The organism is Maridesulfovibrio spiralis (SeqCode), from assembly GCF_048571135.1.
Taxonomy (GTDB): Bacteria; Desulfobacterota; Desulfovibrionia; order Desulfovibrionales; family Desulfovibrionaceae; genus Maridesulfovibrio; species Maridesulfovibrio spiralis.
Map to the genome: position 1 here is coordinate 619,771 of NZ_CP182344.1, position 24,449 is coordinate 644,219.

Annotated in this window: 18 protein-coding genes; 6 read left to right on the top strand and 12 right to left on the bottom strand. The window is 49.3% G+C overall.

Going from position 1 to position 24,449, the window contains the following annotated elements; genetic code table 11:
- Positions 1-2: 2 nt before the first annotated feature.
- From ACNI29_RS02875 to ACNI29_RS02905, 7 genes are all read right to left on the bottom strand, one after another.
- Positions 3-2,117 carry an RnfABCDGE type electron transport complex subunit B gene (locus ACNI29_RS02875; RefSeq protein WP_419780683.1) on the bottom strand — a complete coding sequence of 705 codons (2,115 nt, stop codon included), beginning with the start codon at positions 2,115-2,117 and terminating at the stop codon, positions 3-5.
- Between the two features lie 27 nt (positions 2,118-2,144).
- Positions 2,145-2,720 carry an electron transport complex protein RnfA gene (locus ACNI29_RS02880; protein WP_419780684.1) on the bottom strand — a complete coding sequence of 192 codons (576 nt, stop codon included), beginning with the start codon at positions 2,718-2,720 and terminating at the stop codon, positions 2,145-2,147.
- 14 nt (positions 2,721-2,734) lie between these two features.
- The gene (gene rsxE, locus ACNI29_RS02885; RefSeq protein ID WP_419780685.1) at positions 2,735-3,421 is read right to left on the bottom strand and encodes an electron transport complex subunit RsxE; all 687 of its coding nucleotides are present in this window, start codon (positions 3,419-3,421) and stop codon (positions 2,735-2,737) included.
- A gap of 9 nt (positions 3,422-3,430) precedes the next feature.
- Complete coding sequence (rnfG, locus tag ACNI29_RS02890; protein WP_419780686.1) at positions 3,431-4,000, bottom strand: RnfABCDGE type electron transport complex subunit G; 570 nt, start codon at positions 3,998-4,000, stop codon at positions 3,431-3,433.
- A 3-nt stretch (positions 4,001-4,003) separates the two neighbouring features.
- Positions 4,004-4,975: an RnfABCDGE type electron transport complex subunit D gene (locus ACNI29_RS02895; RefSeq protein ID WP_419780687.1), complete on the bottom strand. Its 972-nt coding sequence runs from the start codon at positions 4,973-4,975 to the stop codon at positions 4,004-4,006.
- Between the two features lie 326 nt (positions 4,976-5,301).
- The gene (locus ACNI29_RS02900) at positions 5,302-6,447 is read right to left on the bottom strand and encodes a 4Fe-4S dicluster domain-containing protein (protein WP_419780688.1); all 1,146 of its coding nucleotides are present in this window, start codon (positions 6,445-6,447) and stop codon (positions 5,302-5,304) included.
- A gap of 5 nt (positions 6,448-6,452) precedes the next feature.
- Positions 6,453-6,929, bottom strand: coding sequence for a cytochrome c3 family protein (locus ACNI29_RS02905; protein WP_419780689.1), 477 nt, complete (start codon positions 6,927-6,929; stop codon positions 6,453-6,455).
- Positions 6,930-7,773: 844 nt separating this feature from the next.
- Here ACNI29_RS02905 and ACNI29_RS02910 point away from each other — a divergent pair.
- Entirely contained in the window at positions 7,774-8,094 is a 321-nt protein-coding gene (locus tag ACNI29_RS02910; protein WP_419780690.1) for an antibiotic biosynthesis monooxygenase family protein, read from the top strand.
- Between the two features lie 236 nt (positions 8,095-8,330).
- A complete protein-coding gene (locus tag ACNI29_RS02915) occupies positions 8,331-10,358 on the top strand; it encodes a methyl-accepting chemotaxis protein (RefSeq protein WP_419780691.1) in 2,028 nt (675 codons plus the stop codon).
- A 40-nt stretch (positions 10,359-10,398) separates the two neighbouring features.
- Here the strand turns inward: ACNI29_RS02915 and ACNI29_RS02920 are convergent, their stop codons facing one another.
- From ACNI29_RS02920 to ACNI29_RS02935, 4 genes are all read right to left on the bottom strand, one after another.
- On the bottom strand, positions 10,399-12,378 hold the full coding sequence (locus ACNI29_RS02920) for a diguanylate cyclase (RefSeq protein WP_419780692.1): 1,980 nt from the start codon (positions 12,376-12,378) through the stop codon (positions 10,399-10,401).
- A gap of 68 nt (positions 12,379-12,446) precedes the next feature.
- On the bottom strand, positions 12,447-13,241 hold the full coding sequence (locus ACNI29_RS02925; RefSeq protein ID WP_419780693.1) for an ABC transporter permease: 795 nt from the start codon (positions 13,239-13,241) through the stop codon (positions 12,447-12,449).
- Positions 13,238-13,930 (bottom strand): ABC transporter ATP-binding protein, encoded by a 693-nt coding sequence (locus ACNI29_RS02930; protein WP_419780694.1) that lies wholly within the window; start codon positions 13,928-13,930, stop codon positions 13,238-13,240. The genes ACNI29_RS02925 and ACNI29_RS02930 overlap by 4 nt, the downstream gene beginning before the upstream one ends.
- A gap of 88 nt (positions 13,931-14,018) precedes the next feature.
- Entirely contained in the window at positions 14,019-16,316 is a 2,298-nt protein-coding gene (locus tag ACNI29_RS02935; RefSeq protein ID WP_419780695.1) for a GAF domain-containing protein, read from the bottom strand.
- A gap of 141 nt (positions 16,317-16,457) precedes the next feature.
- Between ACNI29_RS02935 and ACNI29_RS02940 the strand changes: the two genes are divergently transcribed.
- The 4 genes from ACNI29_RS02940 (at position 16,458) to ACNI29_RS02955 (ending at position 22,914) form a co-directional block, all read left to right on the top strand.
- Positions 16,458-17,780 carry a M48 family metalloprotease gene (locus ACNI29_RS02940; RefSeq protein WP_419780696.1) on the top strand — a complete coding sequence of 441 codons (1,323 nt, stop codon included), beginning with the start codon at positions 16,458-16,460 and terminating at the stop codon, positions 17,778-17,780.
- A gap of 60 nt (positions 17,781-17,840) precedes the next feature.
- Complete coding sequence (locus ACNI29_RS02945; RefSeq protein WP_419780697.1) at positions 17,841-18,557, top strand: substrate-binding periplasmic protein; 717 nt, start codon at positions 17,841-17,843, stop codon at positions 18,555-18,557.
- Between the two features lie 242 nt (positions 18,558-18,799).
- Positions 18,800-21,232 carry a methyl-accepting chemotaxis protein gene (locus ACNI29_RS02950; protein ID WP_419780698.1) on the top strand — a complete coding sequence of 811 codons (2,433 nt, stop codon included), beginning with the start codon at positions 18,800-18,802 and terminating at the stop codon, positions 21,230-21,232.
- A gap of 140 nt (positions 21,233-21,372) precedes the next feature.
- A complete protein-coding gene (locus ACNI29_RS02955) occupies positions 21,373-22,914 on the top strand; it encodes an Lcl C-terminal domain-containing protein (RefSeq protein ID WP_419780699.1) in 1,542 nt (513 codons plus the stop codon).
- Positions 22,915-23,136: 222 nt separating this feature from the next.
- Here the strand turns inward: ACNI29_RS02955 and ACNI29_RS02960 are convergent, their stop codons facing one another.
- The gene (locus tag ACNI29_RS02960; protein WP_419780700.1) at positions 23,137-24,360 is read right to left on the bottom strand and encodes an NAD(P)-dependent oxidoreductase; all 1,224 of its coding nucleotides are present in this window, start codon (positions 24,358-24,360) and stop codon (positions 23,137-23,139) included.
- Positions 24,361-24,449 lie beyond the last annotated feature (89 nt).

Here is a 24,449-nt window from a genome sequence, read left to right on the forward strand (position 1 = left end):
CCCTATTCCTTGCCCAGTTCGCTGAACTTCTGCACGTCGGAATCCTGAGCATATTCTGCTCCGGCCTCAGCATCGTAGCAGGTCAGGCCGCAACGCAGACAACGGCTGCCTTCCTTGCGGGCTGCTTCGTAAACGATAGAGCCTTTAACTTCTTCTTTGAATGTGGATCTGCGTTCCTCAACAGTTATCTCGGGAACATTGATTCTCGGGATGGTGTAGGTAACGTCCATATTCTTGAGAATGGATTCGGGAATAACACGCAACTGCGGGTTCTTTGGCTCGGGAATATCACCTTCAGTGATGAAGTGGTGGATACCGCGGGCAGCCATACGACCGTCAGCAACGGCCTGAATGATGATGGAGCGACCGGTATGCAGCTCACCACCAACGAAAACATTGGGCATGCTGGTCTGCATAGAGGTCTTATCGCAATCAATACCGCCGGTCTTCTTGTTGAGCTTGAAGGGAATTTCGCCTTCTGCATTCATGAACGGGGTCATATCCGGTACGCGGTCGGTAGCAACGACAACGATATCGGCATTGATGGTCTGCTCAGTGCCTTCTACAGGCAGAGGTTCGCCAAGGGCCTTCTTGGGGTCCTTGTACTGAACTTCAATATATTCAACCCCGCTGACCTTGCCGTTTTCAGCAAGAACGCGGGTGGGTTTGGTCAGGAAGAGAAGCTCGCTTCCGAGTTCGGATGCGCGTTTAACTTCGTTCTTGTTGGCGGACATTTTACGCTGGATGCAGCCGACCAGAGAGGTCACGTCGCAACCGAGGCGTGCGCCGCTGCGGACGACATCCATAGCGGTATTTGTGTCACCGATAACAACTACTTTCTTGCCTTTAAGGTCGGAGATGGACTGGCCGACTTCCTTGAGGAAAGTAACTGCATCCATGACGCCTTCAGCATCTGCGTTTTCAATTTCAAGAGCAGGAACTTTCCATGCACCTGTTGCGATAAACACAGCTTCGAAACCGTCGCGTTCGAGGGATTCAAAAGTGATGTCCTTACCGAACTCAACGCCGTTCTGAACCTCAACGCCGAGGTCGAGGATGGTCTGGACTTCCCAGTCAACAACTTTGGAAGGCAGACGGTATTCGGGGATAACTCCCTTCATCATACCACCGGTCTCTTCACGCTTTTCAAAGATCACAGGCTCGTGACCGATACGGCGCAGGAAGTAAGCTGCGGAAAGACCGGCAGGACCGGCACCGATGATTGCAATTTTGTGTCCGGAAACCGGGTTGCAGTTCAGGTTAACGCGAGCACCGGAATTCATTTCCCAGTCAGCAACAAAACGGTGAAGAGTGTGGATAGCCACACCGTCATCAGCAATGTTACGGCGGCAGATGGTTTCGCAAGGTGCGGGGCAAAGACGGCCCACAGCCAGCGGAAGCGGGTTGCGTTCCTTCATGGTCAGCAGTGCGCCGCGCATGTCGCCGTTTTTCATCTGGTTGATATATGTACGAACGTCAATCTGGGCCGGGCATTTCTGCATACAGGGAGCCAGACAATCGTCGATCTTGTTGAGATGGAGCAGGTCCATGGTCATGCCGCTGACTCGGATAGCTCCGGTGGGGCAGACTTCTGCGCATTTACCGCAGGAAACGCAGGCGTTCATGTCTACAACAGGAACGCCCTCTTCGTTGAGGCGGATAGCATCAAAGCCACAGACCTTTACGCAGGAACCGAGGCCGAGGCAACCGAGACCGCAGGACTTCTCACCGCCGTAGAGCAGTGCTTCAGCGCGGCAGTCTTCAACACCTTCGTAGTCAAAGAGCAAGTTCGCACGGGAACCGCCGGTGCAGATGTTGTTAGCAACCTTGGGCTCTTTGAAAGTAGCTTCGAGGCCCATGATAGCAGCAATGTTTTCAGCAATATCGGGACCACCTGCTACGCAGATCTCGGGACCAGCTTCACCCTTTACGATTGCACCTGCGGCAGCACCGCAACCGGGGTAGCCGCAACCACCGCAATTCGCACCGGGAAAACATCCTTCAACTTCTGCAATGCGGGGATCTTCCTCAACATGCAGCACTTTGGATGCGGCAGCCAGAACGGCCGCTGCGGTTAGACCGAGCAGGAACAGGACCAGAATAGAAGAAGTAACCATAACTATATATTCTCCTTGCTTAGCCTGTTAGGCAGCCATGCCCTTAAAGGCGAAAAAGACCAGGGACATGATTCCCGCAGTGATCAGGGCAATAGGTACGCCTCTGAAAACATGGGGAACCGGAGCAACGTCCAGACGTTCGCGAATGGACGAGATGATGACCAGGGCGATGAGGAAACCGATACCGGAAGCCAGCCCGTACATCATAGACTTTAAGAAAGAGTACTCGTTACGCTGAACCATGATCGCCACACCGAGCACCGCGCAGTTGGTGGTGATCAGGGGCAGGAAGAGGCCCAGAGATTTATAGAGAGGCGGGATGACCTTTTTAAGGAACATCTCAACAAACTGTACCAGTGATGCGATGACCAGAATAAACACGATGGTCTGCAGGTATTCAATCCCGGCAGGGATGAGCACATACTGGTGCAGGGGCCAGGTAATGGCGGTCGCCATCAAGGTAACAAATATAACCGCTCCGCCCATACCCATGGCAACATCTGTGGACTTGGAGGTTCCCATGAAGGGACATGCGCCAAGGTACTGAACCAGTACGATGTTGTTGATGAAAATGGCGGAGATAAAAAGCAGAAAGTATTCCATTTTAACGCTCTCCCCTATTTATCCTTGAGGTTTTCAATGCCGCCGCAGGCACCGCAGTTGGCACAGCCGGAATGCATTACATCCGGAGGAGTTTCACCCTTCTTACGGCTCTGATACCTGTTGAAGGCGTTCATGCCCGCGAGAATAACACCGAGTCCGACAAAAGCACCGGGAGCCATAATCATGAACTCAGCGGGCTTGAAGCTTTCCCACATGACCGGGACACCGAAAATGGTACCGGCACCGAGGACTTCACGGAGACCGCCAAGGAAGGTCAAGGAGGCGGCAAAACCGATTCCCATACCCAGAGCATCGGCAATGGAGAGGATCACCCCGTTCTTGGAAGCGAATGCTTCAGCACGACCGAGGATAAGGCAGTTAACAACAATAAGCGGAACAAAGATGCCCAGCTTCTGGTAAAGCGGATATGCATAAGCCTGCATCAGCAGTTCAACCGTAACAACCAGTGATGCGGTGATAACAATAAAGCAGGCGATACGTACTTTAGCGGGGATGATTTTCCTGATGCTGGAAATGATCAGGTTGGACATTGTCAATACGAAGATGACCGCCATTCCCATGCCGAGACCGTTCTCCGCAGAGGAGGTAACAGCCAGTACAGGACAGAGTCCCAGCAGAACCCTGAACGGAGGAAGCTCATCCCAGAGTCCTTTTGCAAATTCTTTTACTAAACGGCTCATGGTTTCTCCTTAAGAATTCTTCCAGATGTTGGAGATCTCAGGCTTGATAGTCTGATAAATCTCAATGGCCTTGCGTACAGCATCGACAGTACCCACAGAGGAGTACGTCGCACCGGCGATGGAATCGATGTCCCCGCCCTTTGCAGATACCTGCATGGAGTCAAGGTCATGTCCGATGAATTTACCAGTGAAGGAAGGCTTCATGACTTTATCACCGAGACCGGGAGTCTCAGTCTGAGTGGTGATGCCGATTCCGAGCAGTTGATCTTCATTCACATCAAAGCCGACCATAACGCCGATGTCGCCGGAGTAACCGGGAGCAAAAGCTTCAAGGGCAACGCCGACCAGCTTGCCGTCCTTAATGGCCGGGAAGACAGTCACATCGTTAATTTTTACACGCTCCTTGATGGGATCGTTGTCACGATTCTCAAGGACTGAGAGCAGTGCGGGTCCCTGTACGTAGGTCAGAACCTGCTGTTCAATCTGGGATTTGGTGGCCTGCTTCAGGTTAACCAGCACCGCACCGGAAGTGGCACAGATGATGGAGAGGACCACGAGCATATGAAGTATTTCGCGCATGACTTACTTGCCTCCGAAAGGTTTGGGACGCACGCGGTCCAGCAGGGGGGTAAGCAGGTTTGCCACCATGATGGCAAAAGGCACACCGTCGGGGTAGATGCCATAAACCCGGATGATGATAACCATTGTTCCGGCTATGAGGCCGAACAGAACCTGCGGAATCATGCCTACCGGACTGGAAGAAACATCGGGAGCAAGGAAGAATGCCCCGAACATTACCGAACCGGTCAGCAGGTGGAACATCGGGTTGGCGTAAACCTCGGGATCAATCATCCAGAAGATGGATGCGGTAACAGTCACACCCACGAGGAAAGCCGCGGGGATGAAGATACGCACCCAACCGGTAGCGATAAGGAAGATACCGCCGGCCAGCACTGCGATGATCTGGGAAGCACCCAGTCCGCCGAGTTGTTTGCCGAGGAAAAGATCGCCGTAGCTGAACTGGTCAAGAGTATCGAGACCGAAATACTTAAGCTGATCAAGAGGCGCATTGATCATGAAGTGTGCAAGGTTCAGGTCAATGTCCATTGCTGCAGGCCAGGAGAGGCGGCAGAATGCCCATGCAACCAGAGGCGCACAGATGGGGTTGGAACCGAAGCCGCCGAAAACGGTACGGCCCAGAACGATGGTCAGCGCAGCACCGCTGGCTACCAGCCACCAAGGAGCACCCGCAGGCAGCAGGAAGGCAAAGAGTATACCTTCATAAAGTGCGGTGTAGTTATCTACATTGATGTCCCGTTCCTGCAACTTGAGGCAGCCGGCCTCAGTGAGGACAGCAACGGCACCTGCGATACCTACTGTTGAGAAGGCGGACAGGCCGAACATATTGAAAGCCATGAGCAGAGCGGGAACCAGAGCCAGAAGATGATACTGCATCATCTTCTCCACGGTACGTTTGCTGCGCCAGTGGGGAGCAGGCGAAACCGTGAGTCTGACCGCAATGTCGGACATTGCTTTAATTACTGGAGGAGTCATATTTTAACCCTTGAAACTTGTATGTTTAACCGCTTTACCAGCAGCCCTGTATGATTACTCAATCAATATTTAGAGTAGGATAACCCAATGGCTCGGCTTGCATGCCTTCGGCGATCCTGCCGGGGGCCTTAAACCCTTTGGAAAGGGTTTAAGAATCCCAAACTTTTTTAATAGGCTCCGCCACGTCTGCAGCAAGAATCCCAAAAGGCTGGTCCACTTAAGTATTTAATATTAATTCTTCTTCATTCATCAGGGTTTCCAAAGGGGCTTAGTCCCTTTGGCCGCCGGAGGCGAAATCAAATCATCAAACGCGCGAAGCGCAACAACTATGCCTTCTCCGCCTGACCGCTGACCAGAAGCTGGTCTTTGGCAAAACGGATGTACTGCAGAATCGGGCGTCTGACCGTACAGTTGAAGGAGCAGAGTCCGCATTCGAAGCAGCTGTGCAGGTTATGCTTTTCAGCCATTTCAAACATTTCGTACTCTGCGTAACGGCTGAGCATGTTCGGCTGGATCCTGGCCGGACAACTGAGCACACATTCACCGCAGTTTATGCAGGTTGCATCTTCAACTGAAGGGAATGTGCCGGAAGGAATTACGAACAGACCGTAATCACCTTTCTTGACCCCTTCATCAAGGCTGTAAATCGCTTCACCACGAAAGGGACCATCCAGAACAACCTTGTCGCCGGACTTCACATCAATATCCAGTTCCGCACAGATGTGGCGGACCGGAGTTCCGAAAAGCACACGGTAGTTCTTACCGTCGATGGTCATAATGGTGTCGGTGATAGGCATACCGGTCTTAACAACCCGTCCGAGGTTGTAGAGATCCATGACGCTGATCACTTTAGTGTCGTCAGGAAATTCCTTTCCGGTGACTTTTTTAACCACAAGAGCATCAAGGGATTTAGGGTATTTGGCTTTAACAAAAACTCGTTCAGTCCCGGCAAGCTCGTATGAAGATCCAGCGGCAACTGCCAGAGTGGTGTGCATGGGAGTGATCATTGACTCAGCAAGGCGCAACCCGGCTTCAATGGTTTCTTTCTCATCTTTGAGCAGCTGTTCGGCTACGGAAATTCCCGGTTCAGGGTTCAGACCGTTAATGACAAGATTGTCTGCGTGGGATGAAAGAGCTGCAACATTAACACCCAGTTCCTGAAGGGTGCGAAGAAGTTCTTTGCCCGGGCCCATGGATTTTACATCGATAGGTTCAACACTTTCTTCTCCGCCATCGGACTTGATGGTCAGATGGTGGTAGTTGACCTTGGTGGCTTTACCGGAAAGTGCAGCGCTGCAGGCAGCACCGTATTTTGAAGGGCGTTCGGCAAGGAGTTGACCTGCTACGAGCTTCTGGCCTTTTTTAATTTTAAGAATCTTATTGCGCATGGAGATGTTAAGCTCAGCAGGCGCAGTGATGTCGGTAATGGTGTTCTGGACATCGGATTCAAGGGAATAATGAATTCTAAGCATGAGACCTACCTCGCATGACAATCGTAACAGGAATCTTCACCGTAGGGGCCTCCATCACTTTCGTGACAGTCCATACACTGGCCATGAAAAGCTTCAGCGCGCAGGGGAATGTTCTCTGTATCAGGTTTATCCTCTTCAGCGAGGGGACCGGAAGGAACATCGTCGTGGCAGCGCAGACACGCTTCTTCACTGGGAAAACTCTTCTGGTGTTCAGCCCTGAACTTGGCGTCAAAAGCGGCGGGATGACAGCTGCCGCACGCAATGGGTGTTTCCTGACCGATATCGTCATGGTGACAATCGGAACATTCGTATCCATATTCATCAGCATGGACAAAATGGGTGAAAATAACCCTGCCGCCACTGTTATCCAGTACGACTCGGGCCGGGTTTTCCTGAACCGCAGGCGGAAAAAGGAAACCGGCTGCAGCCGCAACGGCCAAAACAGCAACAATTAAAGTTATTGGGATATATCTGTTCTTCAACGGATCAATCCTTAGATTTAGAAAGATTCAAGATTAAGGCACTAAGGCCGGAAACTAACGATTAGAAGCAAATCCTATGCATCAATTTGCAGTTTCATCCTCCGGTAAATCTTTAAAAAGTGTATGGAACCCTCTATCCACAGCCTTTTGCGAAAGATTCAGTCCGCCTCGCGACTCCCCCTTCCGAACCCTCTGGGAAAGGGTACATATGGAAAGTGGAATTGCGAAGCGGCTAATGATTGGTCAATCATTCAGTATTAGTTTCGGAGTAACCCTTTCCAAAAAATACCGCCTGGGTCAAGTAGGAAATAACCTCTCGACATAAGACCAGAGCCGAAAATCAAAAGTATGAAACCATCAGTGCCTGCACCACAAGCCCCGAATACGATTGATTATTCATTCAGCTACCAACAGTAGCAATTACCATACCATGCGTTTATAAAATATAACTTCGATAATTACTTTAACCACTCAAGAACCCAGAATAACAGTCTTTAACTACAGCGACAAAATATTGTGAAAAAAATATTATAATTATCGACAAAAACTACACCGCCACACATTTGTTCTTTTTTGCACAAAGTCTGAAAAACAAGAGTCTGAAAATCAAGACAATACCAGATAAACATTTGAATTAAATATAAATACCAATTTTAACCCTAAACAAACTCAAGTCTTCTTTTTTGGACACTCCAGTATTACAAAAATCATCGTCATATTTTTTATGTGTCATTTCAAACAGATAATATTTGTAGACTCATTTCCGAAAATCGCTTGTCCGAAATTACGGAAACTGACACAAAACTGTTCAGTATAAAGAAATTGTCACAAACGGAGTAAACACGTGTACGCAGTAATTTTTGAAGTTTATCCCAAGACCTCAGGGAAACAGGAATACATGCAGATCGCAGCCAGAATCAGGCCGCTGCTTGAAGATAACGAAGGCTTTATTTCAGCGGAAAGGTTTCAAAGTCTGGTCGATGAGGACAAAATCCTCAGCCTGTCCTTCTGGGAAGATGAAGAATCAATAGCCAAATGGCGCGGCATACTTGAACATTATGAAGGACAGACTGCAGGAAAAGACAAACTTTTTGACAAGTACAGAATCAGGGTTGCAAAAGTTGTCCGGGATTACACCGACAGTGATCGCGAACTAGCACCTTAGTTTTCAAATCCTGTTCCATTCTTATAAAATTAAACTTGTTGCCACGAAAAATTTTGTCAAATTGAGCCTAGTTAATTATAATTGCCCATTCGCTAAAATTCTCTAAAATCTTCTATATAAGAAATAGTTAGAGGAGAATAGGGGAACAATTATTTCTTAAGGTGCTACCTGAAAGAAATCTCTGGAGGGGGAGTAAGCAGGCAGAGTAAAGCAATTTATAATCAAAGAGGGATGCCATGACTTTTTCAATTCGTAACAAGATTGTGCTGCTGGCCGTGGTGATATCATTAATTACTGCCGCATCCATTTTCCTGACAATCAATCATTATGTAGGTGAAGGATTCGCCAAAGAAGCGACGCGGAATATTTCAACCATGAAGAAAGTGGTCAACCGCCATGTGGCCAGCATGTCACAAGCTTTCCGCGAAAAAGCTGAACTACTTTCGCACGAGGTTGAACTTATCAATGCCATTGGACAAGGGGACTCGCAGGAGCTGAACAAAACACTGCGAAAGCTGATGGCTGAAACAGATTCTGAATTTCTGACCCTGACCGATGCCAAGGGAACAGTACTCGGCCGGGCCCATGCAAACAGCTCCGGTGACAATATTCAATCCCACGGAACCGTACGCAAGGCACTGCGCGGTGAAATTTCATCCGGTATAATTAAAGGTAAGGAAATAGCTTTTTCACTACGGTCTACAGCTCCCGTAAAATCAGACGGGAAGATTATCGGAACCATCTCACTCGGCACATCTCTCTCCGACGAAGATTTTGTTGATGACGTAAAACGTTTCAGTGATCTCGAAGTTACTGTTTTCAACGGTGACACCAGAGAAATGACCACCATCGTTAAAAACGGACGTAGAGCAGTCGGAACCCAAATGACCAATCAGGAAGTTATCACCACCGTAATCGACCGTGGCAACACCTTCCTCGCAACCAATAACATTCTCGGCATTGACTACCAGACAGCATACTGGCCTATCAAAGGAATGGACGGATCCAACATCGGTATGTGGTTCATCGGTATGCCCATTGAAACTATGGTTACTGCCCAGCGTAATATTGAGATCTCATCACTTATGGTTATCGCAATCATCCTGCCGATCATCATGCTGTGTGCGTGGCTCTATGCCAGAAGCCTTGCCAAACCGATCATCGCCACCACTGAATACGCCAGCATTGTTGCTGAAGGCGATCTGGACCGCGACCTGAGTGTAAAAACAAACGACGAAGTCGGAGTTCTCGCAGCAGCCCTGCTCTCCATGGTTAACACACTCAAAGAAAAAATCAGTGAAGCGCAGGAACAGACTCGTCTTGCTGCTGAGGAAACCAAAAGAGCGCAGCAGGCTACCCTTGAAGCAGACGAAGCCCGCAAGCAGGCTGAAAACGCTAAACGCGAAGGCATGCTTCAGGCAGCCCGTGAACTTGAAGATGTTGTCGAAATTATCTCCACCGCATCTGAAGAGCTTTCCGCCCAGATAGAACAATCCGCCACCGGTTCTGATATGCAGAGTGAACGTACCGGCGAAACCGCCACCGCAATGGAAGAGATGAACGCATCCGTTCTTGAAGTTGCACGCAACTCCGGAGAGGCTTCTTCCACAGCAGGCGATGCCAGCGAAACAGCCACAACTGGAGCGAAAGTCGTTAAAGAAATGGTTGAAGGCATTGGAACAGTTCAGAACTATTCCGAAGCCCTTGAAAGAGAGATGGAAGAACTGGGCGAAAGTGCTGGAAAGATCGGGCAGATCATTGACGTGATTTCCGACATTGCTGACCAGACCAACCTGCTGGCCCTGAACGCCGCAATTGAAGCTGCTCGCGCAGGTGAGGCAGGACGGGGATTCGCAGTTGTTGCCGACGAAGTCCGCAAACTCGCAGAAAAGACCATGACTGCGACCAACGAAGTCGAATCTGCCATCGGTGAAATTCAGCGCGGCGCAGAACAGAGCATAGGCCAGTGTTCAAACACTGTGCAGGAAATCGGCAACGTTTCTGCAAAAGCGGAAGATGCAGGCAGATCGCTTAGCGAAATCCTTTCCCTTACAGATGCTGTTTCCGAGCAAATTCAGGGAATTGCAGCCGCATGTGAAGAACAGTCCGCAACTTCGGAGCAGATTAATCGCGCTGTTGATGAAATCAACAACATATCCACAGAGACCAACAGCGCAATGCGCCAGTCGGCCGAAGCAGTTTCAGACCTCGCAGCTCAGGCCCACCAGCTAAAATCAATTATCGATCAGATGAAATCAGCCTAAAAAAAAGCCGGTGCACCTGAGGTGCACCGGCTTTTCTCAATCAATCCTCCGGACAATAAGAAACAACTCTATTCCGACCTTCATCCTTAGCCTGATACAGACACTTGTCCGCCTGCTTCAGGATGGTTTCCACATCGGTATTCCCGCAGACCGCGGTCAGCCCGATGCTGACTGTAAATTTTACCACCTCATCTCCGGAACGGACTTCCATCTGCTCGACAGCTTTTCGTAAACGCTCCGCCACCAAACGCGCATCATCCACTCCGCCGTGTACAAGCAAAGCTGCAAATTCCTCACCTCCGAGACGCCCGAAAACATCGGATGTCCGCAGGGCGGCATGGCAGCAGCTAACGAACTCCTTCAGGACAATATCGCCGACACCGTGACCGTAGGTATCATTAATGTTCTTGAAATGATCAAGGTCCAGCATCATCAGATATAGTTCACCGCCATAGCGTTGCAGCCTATCCATCTCAGTTACTGCTCGGTCTATAAATGAACGCCTGTTGTGGGCCCCTGTCAGCGGATCAGTGCTGGCCAGAAGTTTTACCTTCTCAAGCATCTTTTTCTGTTCGGTTATATCATGGGCAGTAATGCTGACCAAACGCTCTTCATCCACTACCGAGTCTACCGGATGGTATGTTACCGAAAAATAACGCTTGCCAAGAAGAGGCAGATCGATCCAGGATTCAAATCCTGCTGTCTCTCCGGCAAAAGCAGAATCAATCAATGATTTTGAGCGGGTGTCAAAAACGCTCTTTCCAACAATATCGTACACCGGTTTACCAAGGAAAAAATCTTTCGTTTTATTGAACAGGCGAACATATGATTCATTAACCATCATGTACCTGTAATTTCGGTCAATCAGCGAAACCAAATCCGGGCTGACCTCAACCAGCCTTTCAAACTGACGCAATCTTTTTTCAGCGATCCTGCGCTGGCTGACCTCTTTCACCATAGAGCGATTCACATGACGCAAATCAGCCAGAGCACTGCTTAATTCCTCGGTTCTCTTCTCAACCATAAACTCCATTTCTTCATATGCATGGCGAAGAGCTTCGGCAGATTCCTTACGTCGCACAATACTCCACATCCCCTCCATCAGCAGGGTCAACTGGCGGACATCCTCGTCATTATAATCATCTTTCTTGTTTGCCACCCCAGCGAGCAAAACAATTTTACCATCATCAAAAAGGGGAACGTTCATATGCCGTGATATGGGAACATGCCCTTCCGGCAGCCCATGCTTATTCTTAATGCCAGCATAATCATTCAGGATAATAGGCTTACGCTGCCTAATTGCATCTCCCCATATTCCGGTATCCTCAACATGATAAAAAGCCGGGACGGCATCCACGGTACACTGAGGCATAACATTCTGCGACCAGGCATAAAGCCTGAGCTCGGACTCATCTTCATTGAGAAAATAAAGATACCCGATATCACTGCCGGTAATCCTGACAGCAGCCTCAAGGGCAAAATCATACAGCTTTTCAAGAGACGCATCTGCCATGCCGGCAATAGTCGACAGTGCATCGAACCTTATTTCATTAAGGCTGCATTTCTTATTTCCTTCCCGCAACTGGGCCTCGGTTTTCTTTCTTTCCGAAATATCCCTCAAAATTGAAATATAAACCATGCGCCCATTGATTCCCATGCTGGAGACGCTGATACTGGCAAAAAAGGAATTGCCAAAACTATCCAGCAGTTCTGTCTCGAAGTCATGCACCGGAAGACCTTTGTGTAAATGCTCAAACAGCTTTTCCCGATCTTCCAGATACCTATAACTGTCTGTAACATTTTTCGGAATGAGCTTTTCATCCTCATACCCGAACAATCTGGCTGCCAATGTATTTCCTGCCAGAACATCTCCTTGCTCATTTGTAATAACAATAGCGTCAGGTGAGGCTTCAACAAATTTCTTGCACAACGTATTCGTGACAAATAAACTTTCAAACAATTCATTGAAATAAAACAAAGAACCCCTCCTAACTTGAAAGTCTCCACTCAAAAACCCCATCAATGCATTCTATGATTAACTTTCCTATCGCATAATTAAATTATTAATACAGATAATCGATCATAACATCATCCGTTCTTCCTCCCTACAAGCAAGATCATTGCCGACGAGAAACAACGCTTACGCACCATAAGCAAAACAAGAATAGACGAAAGTGCTGTTGAAGCGACTAACATAAACATCACAACTATCTGATAACGAACGGCTTCTTCTGGATCTGCTCCCGCAAGAATCTGCCCAGTCATCATCCCGGGGAGAAAAACCAGCCCTACCCCCATGAGGGAGTTGATGGCCGGGATCATCCCGGCACGTAAGGCTTCGCGAAAAATGTCCGCAGTGGCTTCTTTGTAGTCTGCCCCGTGGCAAAGCATCATCTCAACTTCGTCCCGGCGATTCTTAAGCTCCGAGAAAAAACGTTCCAATGACAAAGCCAGCGAGTTCATGGAATTACCTGCGATCATTCCGCCAATGGGAATAAAATACTGCGGGTCCCACCACGGCTGAGCACCGATGACCACCTTTGTGACCAGAATTGTAACCAGCGAATAGCTGAACATTACCGCCAGCCCGGTCGGCATCAGGTAAGGAATATTCTTTTCCTTGACCCGTCCATGAATAATGTTGACCGAAAACAGGGTCATGACCAGATAGAGTCCCAGCACCAGAACTGCACTGTCCAGCCCGAACAGTATTTTGAGCAGGTAGCCCATGGTCATAAGCTGCACAAAAGCACGCAACACCCCGACGGCCAGATCCTTTTCCATCTTGAGCTTGTAGTAGATGGACAAAACGCCTGAAACCGAGACAAGACTCACGGCAATCAACAACTGAATCCAGCTTATGGAAATAAATGGACTGCTCATGAAAGGACCTCCACCCTGCCGTTTGAAACCGTCAGGTGCATATGCGGACAGCCGGGATGGTAGCTGGTATGGTTGACCATCAGGATACTTACTCCGTCAGCGGCCAGTTCCTCGGCGACTTCCTCAACCCGTTTTCTGCTTTCAATATCCAGAGAACTGGTTGGTTCGTCAAAACAGATCGCCACCGGCTTAGGCAGCACAGAACGAATCAGGCACAGCCTTTGACGCTGCCCTACGGAAAGCTCGGAAGCCTCGCCATCAAGGTCCACATCATCAAGTGCCAGCCGTCCCAGCCAGTACTTGAGTTCTTCATCACCGGGGAAACGACCGCCCTTCCTGATATCAAAAGTAAAAGGCAGCAGCAGGTTGTCACGCACTGTCCCCGCAAGTACCGTGGGAGTCTGCTGCACAAACCCTATTCTGGTCCGCAGCTCAGGCGGAAAGATAGATTGAAAAGAGTCGCCCTGAATAAAGATTTCACCCTGCACAGGCTCTTCAAGACGCACAGCCAATCGCAGCAGGGTTGATTTTCCGGCTCCCGACGGGCCGGAAATAAGAACAAACTGACCAGCAGGCACAGCGAATGAAACATCACTCAAGCCCTTACCGCCCGGCCAACGGAACGATACATTTTTAAACTCAAGAACAGGGACCTCTCCGGCAGACTCCTCGCTAAGGGGAATATTCAATTCAACTCTCCGTTTTTCAATTGGTAAAGGACACAGTATCAGGCATGGACAATATTATCGAATACAACTCTTGCGTATGTTCGGCATGTTAAAGCACAACTTTTGCCCGCAAGGCCCGCAAACCGTGCACACCCTGCAGGTCTTCCAGAACGAGATTTTCAATTTCCCCTTCGATCAACCCTTTATCTGCCAGATATTCAAAATAGCTGCTGTATTCCCGCCACTCTTTATCCTGAGTGTAGATAACGGAAAGCATACCCGGCCGGGTTAGCCGCTCCCCGCTGCCCAGAATTGTGGATTTATCGATACGTTTCTTAATGATTTCATAGCGGATGTTGTAAGTACCCTCGACTTCAAATCTCTTTTCGTCGACCCGGAAAAGAATCGTCAACGGAGCGGAATGAACCAGAATAAGCGGCGAACAGCCCAACTGAACCTTCAACTCCGGCAGCAGAGACTCTGTCAGTCTGACCATTTCACACATCTTTATCAACTGCCAGACCCGCAGATTTTTGAGCTGGACATCATCAAACTTAAAATCCCTGACCATAGATTCGCCCACGTAGATATTATACTCCACTCCGTCGGTGCGGTACTTTTCAAAATAGTGGGGAAAAATCTTCTGCGCCCGGACTTCCTCCTGATCCAGAAAAGAAGTCAACGAGCGGTTGAGCAGCGAAACAGACTCTTCATAATCCCGGCGGCGTTGATATATAACCCCCATGCCGGGGTTCATTTCCTTGAAATACTCATCGATTTTACCGGTGTATTTTTCCGATGTTTCACGCAGGTAATTAAAGAACGGCTCCACCCGCTGCTGTAAAAATTCAATTATATTAATTTCGTCACCCGAATTAAGCCCTTCCTGCACTGCCGCAGCATAACGGACAAGTGTGGCAAAATAATAGTCGGCTATAGGAATGGTGCGGTTGCGGTATATTTCGCCCAAGGTCTGGGACGCAAGGTCAAGCTGCTTAAGCAGGTCCTCCTGAATGGCCTGATTACGTTCAACAGATGAACTGCGGATATCCATACTCCCGTACAGGGGGTAGACATCCGAAAAAATGATATCTTCAAAACGGGCCTCGCCGTCTTCGCCCTCACGACTTAAAAAGCCGTAGGCAGCCTCCTCAAAACGCCATGAGACACTGGGATGGATAGCTGTGCAGTATTCCTTTATGACCCGGTCCATGCGAGACTCAAGCCTATTCATTTCCCGGCGCACGGCAACGCTTAGAATAGGAAACAGCTCGGCAAGCTTGCGCACTGAATGGGTGCTTATCATATCCTTTGTGTTAGAGAGCAGCTCCAGCACAGCGATAACCCTGCCTTCCTCCTTGAGCGGAACAAGGCCCAGACTGCGTACCCCTTCTCGATACAGATAATCGACTACACCTTCATCACCTTCGCATTGCAGAATTTCGGGGATGAAGTACGGTTCACCTTCCTTAAAAACCTGATCATAAATCTCTTCGAACAACCCGGCGGACCTGCCCGGATAATTCCGGAGCACGCTACGCTCGATGGTTTCCCGGTTCCCCTGTGTGACACGGTAGCGAAAAACAAGCCCCACACGCAGATCTTCTACTTTTAAGATTGAACGCAAACGGTGGTTTATCGCCGCAAGACTTTCCTGCTTACGCAGGGAACCGTTTTCCACGAGATCCGACTTTAACTGCGATATGTTTTCCTTTTCGGTTACCTCGGAAAAACTTACCGTAATCACCCCCTTAAAGCAGACCCCATCCAGAGGCATGAGCCGCTCCAGAGTTTCCCGGTCACGCATGATCAACAGCCGGGAAAACTGCTCCCGCTCCAGAATTTCAAGCCCCCCGGCATCAACATCCACAAAACGAAAAGAATAATCAGCCAGAAAATAACGGTCTACCTTCTGCTGAGGGTCCGGCATTTTCATGATCACTTCCACCATTTCATGATCAAGCTGGTAGTAAATATCGAAAAGCATCGTGTAAGCGAAAAGCAGGTTCTCGCTGTACAAATCGCTTAAACGCATGAGCAGACTTTCGCTAAGTTCCAGCTCTATGCCCGGTTCCTCGAACATTTCCTTGTAGCGGGTAGTGGCGAAAAAATGGTCATGGGTAAAGGGAGCCTGAGCCTTGCAGATGCATTCCATATCTTCCAGATCAGGGAAGACCAGTCGCATCAGGAAATTAATTTCCTCTGAATACTCCTGTAGATCATCCGCTGAAGCAACTCCTCGGGTAACGCCTTTTCCTTCCATAGAATCCAAAATTCTACAGATCTCCCTGCCGTATGAATTCCCGGCCCCGGACATCATTGACCGTGCTTTACGGAATAAAGGTTCAAAACTTAATTCCGCAGTAAAAGGCATTGCCGCGTATGCTTTCATGGCTTCTTCACGCATGGTAATCTCCAATTTTTATAAATCAGCATGAGTATACATTAATAAGGCATACGGGTGAAGCCTCGGCGCATTAAAATGGAAACAGTTGCCAAGCATACCGAGCAGATATATTATTAAAGGATATATCCATTTGGAGGAACTATGGGCAAAAGCAATAAGACAGTATTGATTTCCAGAAGACAGGCCATGAAACTGGCCGCCGGTGGAACTCTCGGTATATTAAGCGGGTGTGCAATCAACCCGGTGACCGGACAGCAACAATTGATGCTGGTATCCGAGCAGCAGGAAATCCAGATGGACCACCAGAATTCCCCGCACCAATTCTCCGCCGACTACGGAGCCGTGCAGGATAAACAGGTAAACGACTACGTAACCAAAGTCGGGATATCACTTTCTTCCAGCAGCCACAGGCCCGACATGCCCTACTCCTACCGCTGTGTGAATGCCAACTATATCAATGCCTATGCTTTCCCCGGCGGCAGCATAGCCTGCACCCGTGGAATTTTAGTCACCCTTGAAAATGAAGCCGAACTGGCCGCGCTGATGGGCCATGAAATCGGACACGTAAACGCACGGCACACGGCATCGCGCATGAGTTCCGCCATTGCCGTTCAAGGCGTCGTGGCCCTCGGTGTGGGAGTTGCCGCAACACAGGACAGCAGACTGGTCCCGCTAGCTGCGGGATTGGGCGGCATCGGTGCAGGAATGCTGCTGGCCAGCTATTCCCGCTCCGACGAGCGGCAGGCTGACAGCCTCGGCATGGAATACATGGACAACGTAGGCTACGATCCTGAAGGCATGGTCGGGCTGATGGATGAGCTTAACAAACTGCACAAGAGCAAACCCTCATTCGTGCAGCAGATGTTCGCTTCCCACCCCATGAGCTCGGAACGCTACACCACCGCCGTAGAAAAACGAGATACCGTATACGCCGACAGCAAAGGTAAGCTTCTGCGTGAAAGATATATGGACAACATCGCTTCCGTGCGCCGCATCAAACCGGCAATCATCGAAATGCAGAAAGGTGAAGGCGCAATGGGCAAGAAGAGCTATCATGAAGCAGAGGAACACTTTGCAAAGGCCCTGCGCATTGCACCCAACGACTACGCCGGACTACTGCTCATGTCCAAATGCCAGATGGCGCAGGGTAAGTCCGCAGAAGGTCTGCAATACGCCCAGCAGGCCAAGCACCGCTATCCGCAGGAAGCACAGGCCCTGCACATGACCGGAATGCTGAGCATGGAAAATAAAGATTTCCGTCAGGCTCTTTCCAACTTCAATGCTTATGAAAAGCGTCTGCCCGGCAACCCCATGACCACATTCTTCAAAGGTGTTTCATACGAAGCTCTCGGCAACCGTGACATGGCCGCCAACGAATACTACCGTTTCCTCAAGTCCACCAATCAGGGTAACTATGCGAAGCATGCTTATGGTCGCCTGACAGATTGGGGTTACCTGCAATAATCAACTGTGCTAAACTATACAGCGCAACTGCATAAATACGAACCAATATATGGAGCCGCAATGCACCGTCTGGCATCAGTACTATTTCTCGTTATATTCTTCTTCTCTTCAGCCGCTAGCGCATCAAACAAGCTGTTTTTTTCCGGGATGGATGCCGCAGTAGTCAATTCATCAGCACAGGTCCTGAAATATGCATATTCCCAAATGGGAATAGAAATCGCGACCAGATACTACCCCATTGAAAGAGCATTGCACAGCGCGAATGCAGGTCTTGTAGACGGAGAAATCGTAAAGATCGGCGGACTTGAAAAACAATTCCCAAACCTCATCCAGATTCCGGTTCCTATCTTCCACACCGAACTGGTAGCCATTAGCAAGAATCCTGATATCAAGATATCAGGCTGGGAATCTCTTGCTCCCTACAGACTGGGCCTTGTTCGTGGGGTGCGCATTATCCAAAAGGGATTGAAGAAAGGCGGATGCAAAAATTTTGTCACCAGTATTGACCCCGATCACATAGTCAAGATGCTTGAAGCAGACCGCATCGATATAGGAATCATTTCAAGATTAGGCGCAATGAAGGCTCTTAAACATTCACAATCAAATACTATCAAGATATTAGAACCGACAATCGAAGTAACACCTATGTACCACTACCTTAACAAAGAGCATGCCGACATTGTTCCAAAGTTAATTTCGACTTTAAGTCAAATGAATAAATCAGGACAGATTGCAAAAATCAATCAACACTTCATAAAACACTTGCTGAAACAATAGTCTCAAACAATAAACCCTGTTTTAACATCTAAAGCCCGGATTACAAATCCGGGCTTTGACATTGTTTAACATAAAAATAACACGACAACGAAATAGTCTTCTTCGAAAAAACAGCCATACAAAAAACACCATCGCTTTATTGACAATAGAAAGTCCGACAATTAGAAAAGTCCTAAAGTTAATTCATAATATATAAAGTCATCAGGAATATTCAATAATTTCCCCCTAAAGAGGTATAGGCAATGCTCAAGAATTTGAATGTCACTACAAAAATTGCAGCAGGATTCGGCTTAATCATGATTCTGCTGGCAGCGACAGCAGGACAAGGGATTTTCAAACTCACAGACAGTTCACAAGGCTTTGGAGAATACCGTGAACTGGCACGCCAGACAAACCTTGCCGGACGCATTCAAGCCAACCTCCTGCTGACCAGCATGGGGGCAGTTTCATACACGAACTCCGGCACACAAGACTCCCTGATGCAGTACAATGAAAGACTCAAAAAGCTGGAGGAATTACTGAACGACGCCGAGATAAAAATAACCGACCCGGAACGGTCTTCTCTGGTTTCCAAATTAAGGAATGAAATTGAGACTTATAAAAACACATTCAAAAAATTCCAAGCCGCCAAGGAAAAAGAACAAGGCTCTATCGGACTGGCTGCTGAAAATGGGAAAATCCTGATTGGTGGTCTCAACACCCTGCTGCAAAGCGCAACAGAACGGGAAGACAGCTTCCTCATGGCCATGATTGAAAAAAGCAGGGCCGCACTGTTCGAAGCAAGGCTGGCCAACTCCGTATTTATTTTCAACACCCACAATCCGGAAGACGGCAAAAAAGCAATTACCCTGCTTGAAAATTTCAAGAAAAGCATCGGTGAAATCCAGAACGTCCTCTACTCCCCAGCCGACCTCGGGCTGATCAATGAACTCACCGAAAACACCAAACTTTACGTAAGTCACACCGATTCAATCATCACTGCAAATTCCGTCCAGATTGCTTCAGAAGAAAAGCTTGATTCCCTTGGACCTGTTCTGGCGGAACACATTGAAAATCTCAAATTATCCATCATGAGACAGCAGGATGAACTGGGACCGCGCATGCAGAGTGCTATTTCCTCAGCGGCAAAAAACATGACCGTGACTTCTGGCATCACCATCTTAATCGCCATCATCCTCGCATACTTCATCTCACGCAGCATAACTGTTCCCCTTGCAAAAGCCCGGACATTTGTTCAGGAACTGGCCAACGGCAATCTGAACTGCAAGATGGAAGTCGACCAGAATGATGAGGTGGGAATGATCTGTAAAGACATGGCCCAGGTTGAAAAAACCCTGAAAAACGCAATGACTGAAATAGATAACGCCATTACCGGAATTGAAGTAGGCAGAATCGACAGTCAGGCAGACAGCTCCTCTTTCAAAGGAAGTTACGCCGAACTCATTGACCGCACAAATCTGGCAATGAAAGTTATGAGGTCATTTATTGATGCTGTTCCGGTCCCGATTATGACTATGGACCGGGATATGAAAATTCTATTCATGAACAAAACAGGAATCAAATTACTGGATAAACCCCTTGCAGAACTGAAGAAAGGCAAATGTTCAACTTCCATCAGCACACCGGACTGCGGAACTGAAAACTGCGCCTGCGCCAAGTCCTTTATTTCCCGCAAACCAGAAAACGGAGCGACTGTAGCCCAAACTCCCAATGGGAAGATCGATATTGATTACATCGGCGTTCCCATCGAGAAAGATGGAAAAGTAGTAGGAGCGATGGAAGTCATCCTCGACCAGACAGAAATCCGCGAAGCACAACGCACAATGCAGGATGTGGCGTCACGCACTCATGCCGTTGCCGAACAGCTTTCATCAGCCAGTGAAGAGCTGGCTGCACAGGTGGAACAGATCAGCAACGGTTCCGAAATCCAGCATGGACGTATAACTGAAACCGCCACCGCAATGGAGCAGATGAACAGCACCATCATGGAAGTTGCCCGGAGTGCCTCCAATGCTTCCGGCAAAAGCATGGAAGCAAGGCAACAGGCTGAAGAAGGCGCGCAAATTGTATCCGACTCTGTGAACTCGATCACTGAAGTCAGCAATATTGCAAATGACCTGCGCTCCAACATGGCAAACCTGAGCAAACAGACAGAATCAATCAGCACAGTCATGGAAGTGATTTCCGACATCGCCGACCAGACCAACCTGCTGGCCCTGAATGCCGCCATTGAGGCTGCAAGGGCCGGGGAAGCGGGACGCGGATTTGCCGTGGTTGCCGATGAAGTCCGCAAACTGGCGGAAAAAACAATGTCCGCCACACATGAAGTCGGAAGCAACGTGGAAAACATCCAGCAGGCCATGCGTACCAACATGCGTGCGGTGGAAAATGCTGTTGGAGCGGTGGAAAAAACCACCGAACTGGCCTCCCGTTCCGGCGAGTCTTTAGGAAAAATCGTCAGTACCGTGGATGATAGCGCGGGACTGGTTGAAGCTATCGCCACAGCTTCCGAAGAACAGTCCAGTGCCTCCGAGCAGATCAACATCGCCATAACTGAAATCAACAACATCACCCGGGAAACAACAGAAGGTATCCAGCAATCAGCAAAAGCTGTTCAGGAACTGGCATCCATGTCCAGTGAATTGAGCGATCTGATCAAGGAACTTCAATCCTAAGCAAAACATATATCTCTACCATCCAAACCCCGTTTGCATATGCAGACGGGGTTTTTTGTTAATTAAAATCAAGAAGCCCCCTTTCCACTGGAAGAAAACTCATGTTCATGCTTAACTGATATACAAAAACAGGAGCAGATATGAAAAAAATCACCCTGATGTTTATATTCGCGGCAACCCTCATCTGCGCAACCCACGCATGGGCCGGTAACTATCCCATTGTGGACAGTGGACAGGAAGCCTGCTTCGACAATTCCCAACAGATTCAATGTCCTGCCAAAGACGATGCGTTCTACGGACAGGACGCCCAATACAAAGGCAACCAGCCCCGCTACAAAGATAACGGCGACGGCACAATTTCCGATCTCGTTACCGGATTGATGTGGGTTAAAGCCCGTGGAGACAAGCAGTCATGGCAGACGGCAATGAACGGCGCGGAAGACTGCCGTGTCGGAGGATACAACGACTGGCGCGCCCCGAGCATCAAGGAAGTATACTCGCTGATTGATTTCAATGGCCGGGTAATGGGATCTGATTCAGTTTCAACACCGTTTATTGATACGAACTACTTTGATTTCAAACTCGGCGACAGTTCAAAGGGCGAACGTTTGATCGACTGTCAGGATTGGTCGGCAACCACTTATGTGAGCAAGACTATGGGCAGCAATCCCACAGCCTTCGGGGTAAACTTCGCGGACGGACGCATCAAAGGCTACGGCAAAAGCGGACACGGCAACCGGGGCAAAAAATATATGCGTTATGTACGCGGCAACCCCGACTACGGTGAAAATATTTTCGTAGACCTGAAAAACGGTATTGTTGAAGACAAAGCCACCGGATTGGTCTGGCAGCAGGAAGACAGCGTAAAGAAACTCAACTGGCAGGAAGCCCTGAGCTATTGCGAAAACCTGAATTATGCAGGACGTAACGACTGGCGTCTTCCGGGCGTCAAGGAACTGCAATCCATTGTGGATTACACCCGCAGCCCGAAAACCAGCGGGACCGCAGCAATTGATCCGGTTTTTAAAGTCACGGACAAGGAATCCTACTACTGGTCCTCCACCACCCACATGGACGGCCCCAAGGGGGCAGACCACGCTTCCTACGTAGCCTTCGGGCGCAGCATGGGCTATTTCGCTCCCCCGCGCAGCAACACCAAAAAATGGATGGACGTACACGGAGCCGGGGCACAGCGCAGTGATCCCAAATCCGGTAATCCCGAAGCCTTCCCAAACGGGCGCGGCCCGCAGGGAGATGACATCCGCATCTACAACTATGTGCGTTGCGTAGCCGGAGGAACTGCCGAACCGTACAACCCGCCCTACGTAAAAATCAAAACGCTGGACATGGGTAAAACCGGTTTCGGCATGGGCAGCATGGGTGGCAACCGGCAGGGCGGTAAAAGAAACAAAGGCATGGGCTACGGCATGAACCAAGATGGCACGGGACAGCAGATGGGGCAATCCACCGGACAATCAATGGGCCGTGGGCAAGGCCGCAACCGCCAAGGCCCGCCACCGGAAGCCTTCACAGCCTGCAACGGCAAATCACAAGGGGATGAATGCGCAGTACAGACTCCGCGTGGAAAACTTTCCGGCACATGCATGAGCCGCAATGAGCAGACCTTCTGCGTCCCCGAAGGACACGGACAAGGTGGAATGGGCAGAAGACCGCAGCAATAAAATAATCCCGGAATGGCAAAACCATTCCGGGATTTTTTCTATTTATAAAACACAGCGACGCAGGCCAATAAAAGTTTTTGGGATTCTTGCACTAGCTCTTAGGCGAGCGGTCTTCCGCGAGTCTTAGAGATAGCGACAGTGTAACAAACCCTTTTGCAAAAGGGTTTAAGCCGCCGGAGGCAAACTCTTTTCATCAAAACGCGAAAGCGTCTCAACTAACTCCTACAAACCTTCCACGTAATCCATAATCGCCTGTGCGGAATTCTTGGAACAACGCACGGCTTCGGCTACGGTTCTGGCTCCGGTGACAACATCGCCGGATGCGAAGATGCCTTCACGGGTGGTGCGCCCTTCTTCATCGGTAATAACCAGTCCGGTCCTGCCGATCTCAATCCCGGTCAGGTTGTTGCGCGGGGCCTGACTTACGGCGATAAAGATGGAATCAGCCTGTTCAAGCTTTTCAGAACCTTCCACGGTGACCAGCTTGACCTTGCCGTCTTCCCCGGTCTCTTTTTCCGTGCGCACGCAGACCACGCCCTCTTCGTTCAACTCCAACGGAGAATGAAAAAACTTGAAGCGAACCCCGTCAAGCTTGGCGTAATCGTACTCGTACTTGGTGGCGGACATATCTTCCTGACCCCGGCGGTAAAGCACGGTAACTTCCTGCGCTCCTTTGCGCAGAGCGGTACGGGCCACATCCATAGCCACGTTCCCGGCTCCGATAACCGCAACTTTCTTACCGAGCTCATAGACATCAGGATTCTTCAGGTAGTTGATGGCGTAATGCACATGGCCGAGAGTCTCGCCTTTGAGTCGAAGCGGACGCGGATTCCAGACCCCGGTTCCGATAAAGATCGCCTTGTAGCCGTCACGCAGCAAATCATCGAGAGAGATAACCGGACCGATAAGCATGTTAGGACGGATTTTAACTCCAAGTTGGATGAGCACTTCACGCAGCTTTTCAAGGATATCCTTGGGAAGGCGGAATTCGGGGATACCGTACTGAAGGACCCCGCCGATCTTGTCTTCGGATTCGAAGATGGTCACCTCATACCCTCTCAGGGCAAGGATGAAAGCGACGGTGATCCCGGCTGGACCGGAACCGACAACCGCGATACGGGCTTTGCGTTTCTCGGCTTTCTGGGGTTGAAACTGGGCCAGATAGTAGCGGGAAATATAGTTTTCAATATCGCTGCACTGCACCGGGGAACTCTTGCGGCCCAGAATACAATGCCCTTCACAGAAATTTTCATGGGGACAGATAAGCGAACAGACCACCGAAAGCGGGTTGTTCTCGAACAGCATGGCCCCGGCCTCCTGCATTTTACCGTCCAGCAGGAGTTCGATCATTTTATTAATAGGTGTGCCGAGCGGACAGCCCTTGCTGCAAAGCGGTTTTTTGCATTGCAGGCAACGGGTCGCCTCTTCAATGATATGTTTTCCCATATGAATGATGTGTGGTTTGGTCCTTGAGTGATACGGACCTTATTTTAAGAGAGGATTGGAAAGTAGTGCGTGGAAAGCGGGTAATAGCA

What these genes read in the sequence shown, in the direction of transcription:
- ACNI29_RS02875 (WP_419780683.1), bottom strand. Translation starts at nt 2,117, where the DNA reads ATGGTTACTTCTTCTATTCTGGTCCTGTTCCTGCTCGGTCTAACCGCA.
- ACNI29_RS02880 (WP_419780684.1), bottom strand. Translation starts at nt 2,720, where the DNA reads ATGGAATACTTTCTGCTTTTTATCTCCGCCATTTTCATCAACAACATC.
- ACNI29_RS02920 (WP_419780692.1), bottom strand. Translation starts at nt 12,378, where the DNA reads ATGGGGTTTTTGAGTGGAGACTTTCAAGTTAGGAGGGGTTCTTTGTTT.
- ACNI29_RS02925 (WP_419780693.1), bottom strand. Translation starts at nt 13,241, where the DNA reads ATGAGCAGTCCATTTATTTCCATAAGCTGGATTCAGTTGTTGATTGCC.
- ACNI29_RS02940 (WP_419780696.1), top strand. Translation starts at nt 16,458, where the DNA reads ATGGGCAAAAGCAATAAGACAGTATTGATTTCCAGAAGACAGGCCATG.
- ACNI29_RS02895 (WP_419780687.1), bottom strand. Translation starts at nt 4,975, where the DNA reads ATGACTCCTCCAGTAATTAAAGCAATGTCCGACATTGCGGTCAGACTC.
- ACNI29_RS02950 (WP_419780698.1), top strand. Translation starts at nt 18,800, where the DNA reads ATGCTCAAGAATTTGAATGTCACTACAAAAATTGCAGCAGGATTCGGC.
- rnfG (WP_419780686.1), bottom strand. Translation starts at nt 4,000, where the DNA reads ATGCGCGAAATACTTCATATGCTCGTGGTCCTCTCCATCATCTGTGCC.
- ACNI29_RS02945 (WP_419780697.1), top strand. Translation starts at nt 17,841, where the DNA reads ATGCACCGTCTGGCATCAGTACTATTTCTCGTTATATTCTTCTTCTCT.
- ACNI29_RS02935 (WP_419780695.1), bottom strand. Translation starts at nt 16,316, where the DNA reads ATGCGTGAAGAAGCCATGAAAGCATACGCGGCAATGCCTTTTACTGCG.
- ACNI29_RS02955 (WP_419780699.1), top strand. Translation starts at nt 21,373, where the DNA reads ATGAAAAAAATCACCCTGATGTTTATATTCGCGGCAACCCTCATCTGC.
- ACNI29_RS02900 (WP_419780688.1), bottom strand. Translation starts at nt 6,447, where the DNA reads ATGCTTAGAATTCATTATTCCCTTGAATCCGATGTCCAGAACACCATT.
- rsxE (WP_419780685.1), bottom strand. Translation starts at nt 3,421, where the DNA reads ATGAGCCGTTTAGTAAAAGAATTTGCAAAAGGACTCTGGGATGAGCTT.
- ACNI29_RS02960 (WP_419780700.1), bottom strand. Translation starts at nt 24,360, where the DNA reads ATGGGAAAACATATCATTGAAGAGGCGACCCGTTGCCTGCAATGCAAA.
- ACNI29_RS02915 (WP_419780691.1), top strand. Translation starts at nt 8,331, where the DNA reads ATGACTTTTTCAATTCGTAACAAGATTGTGCTGCTGGCCGTGGTGATA.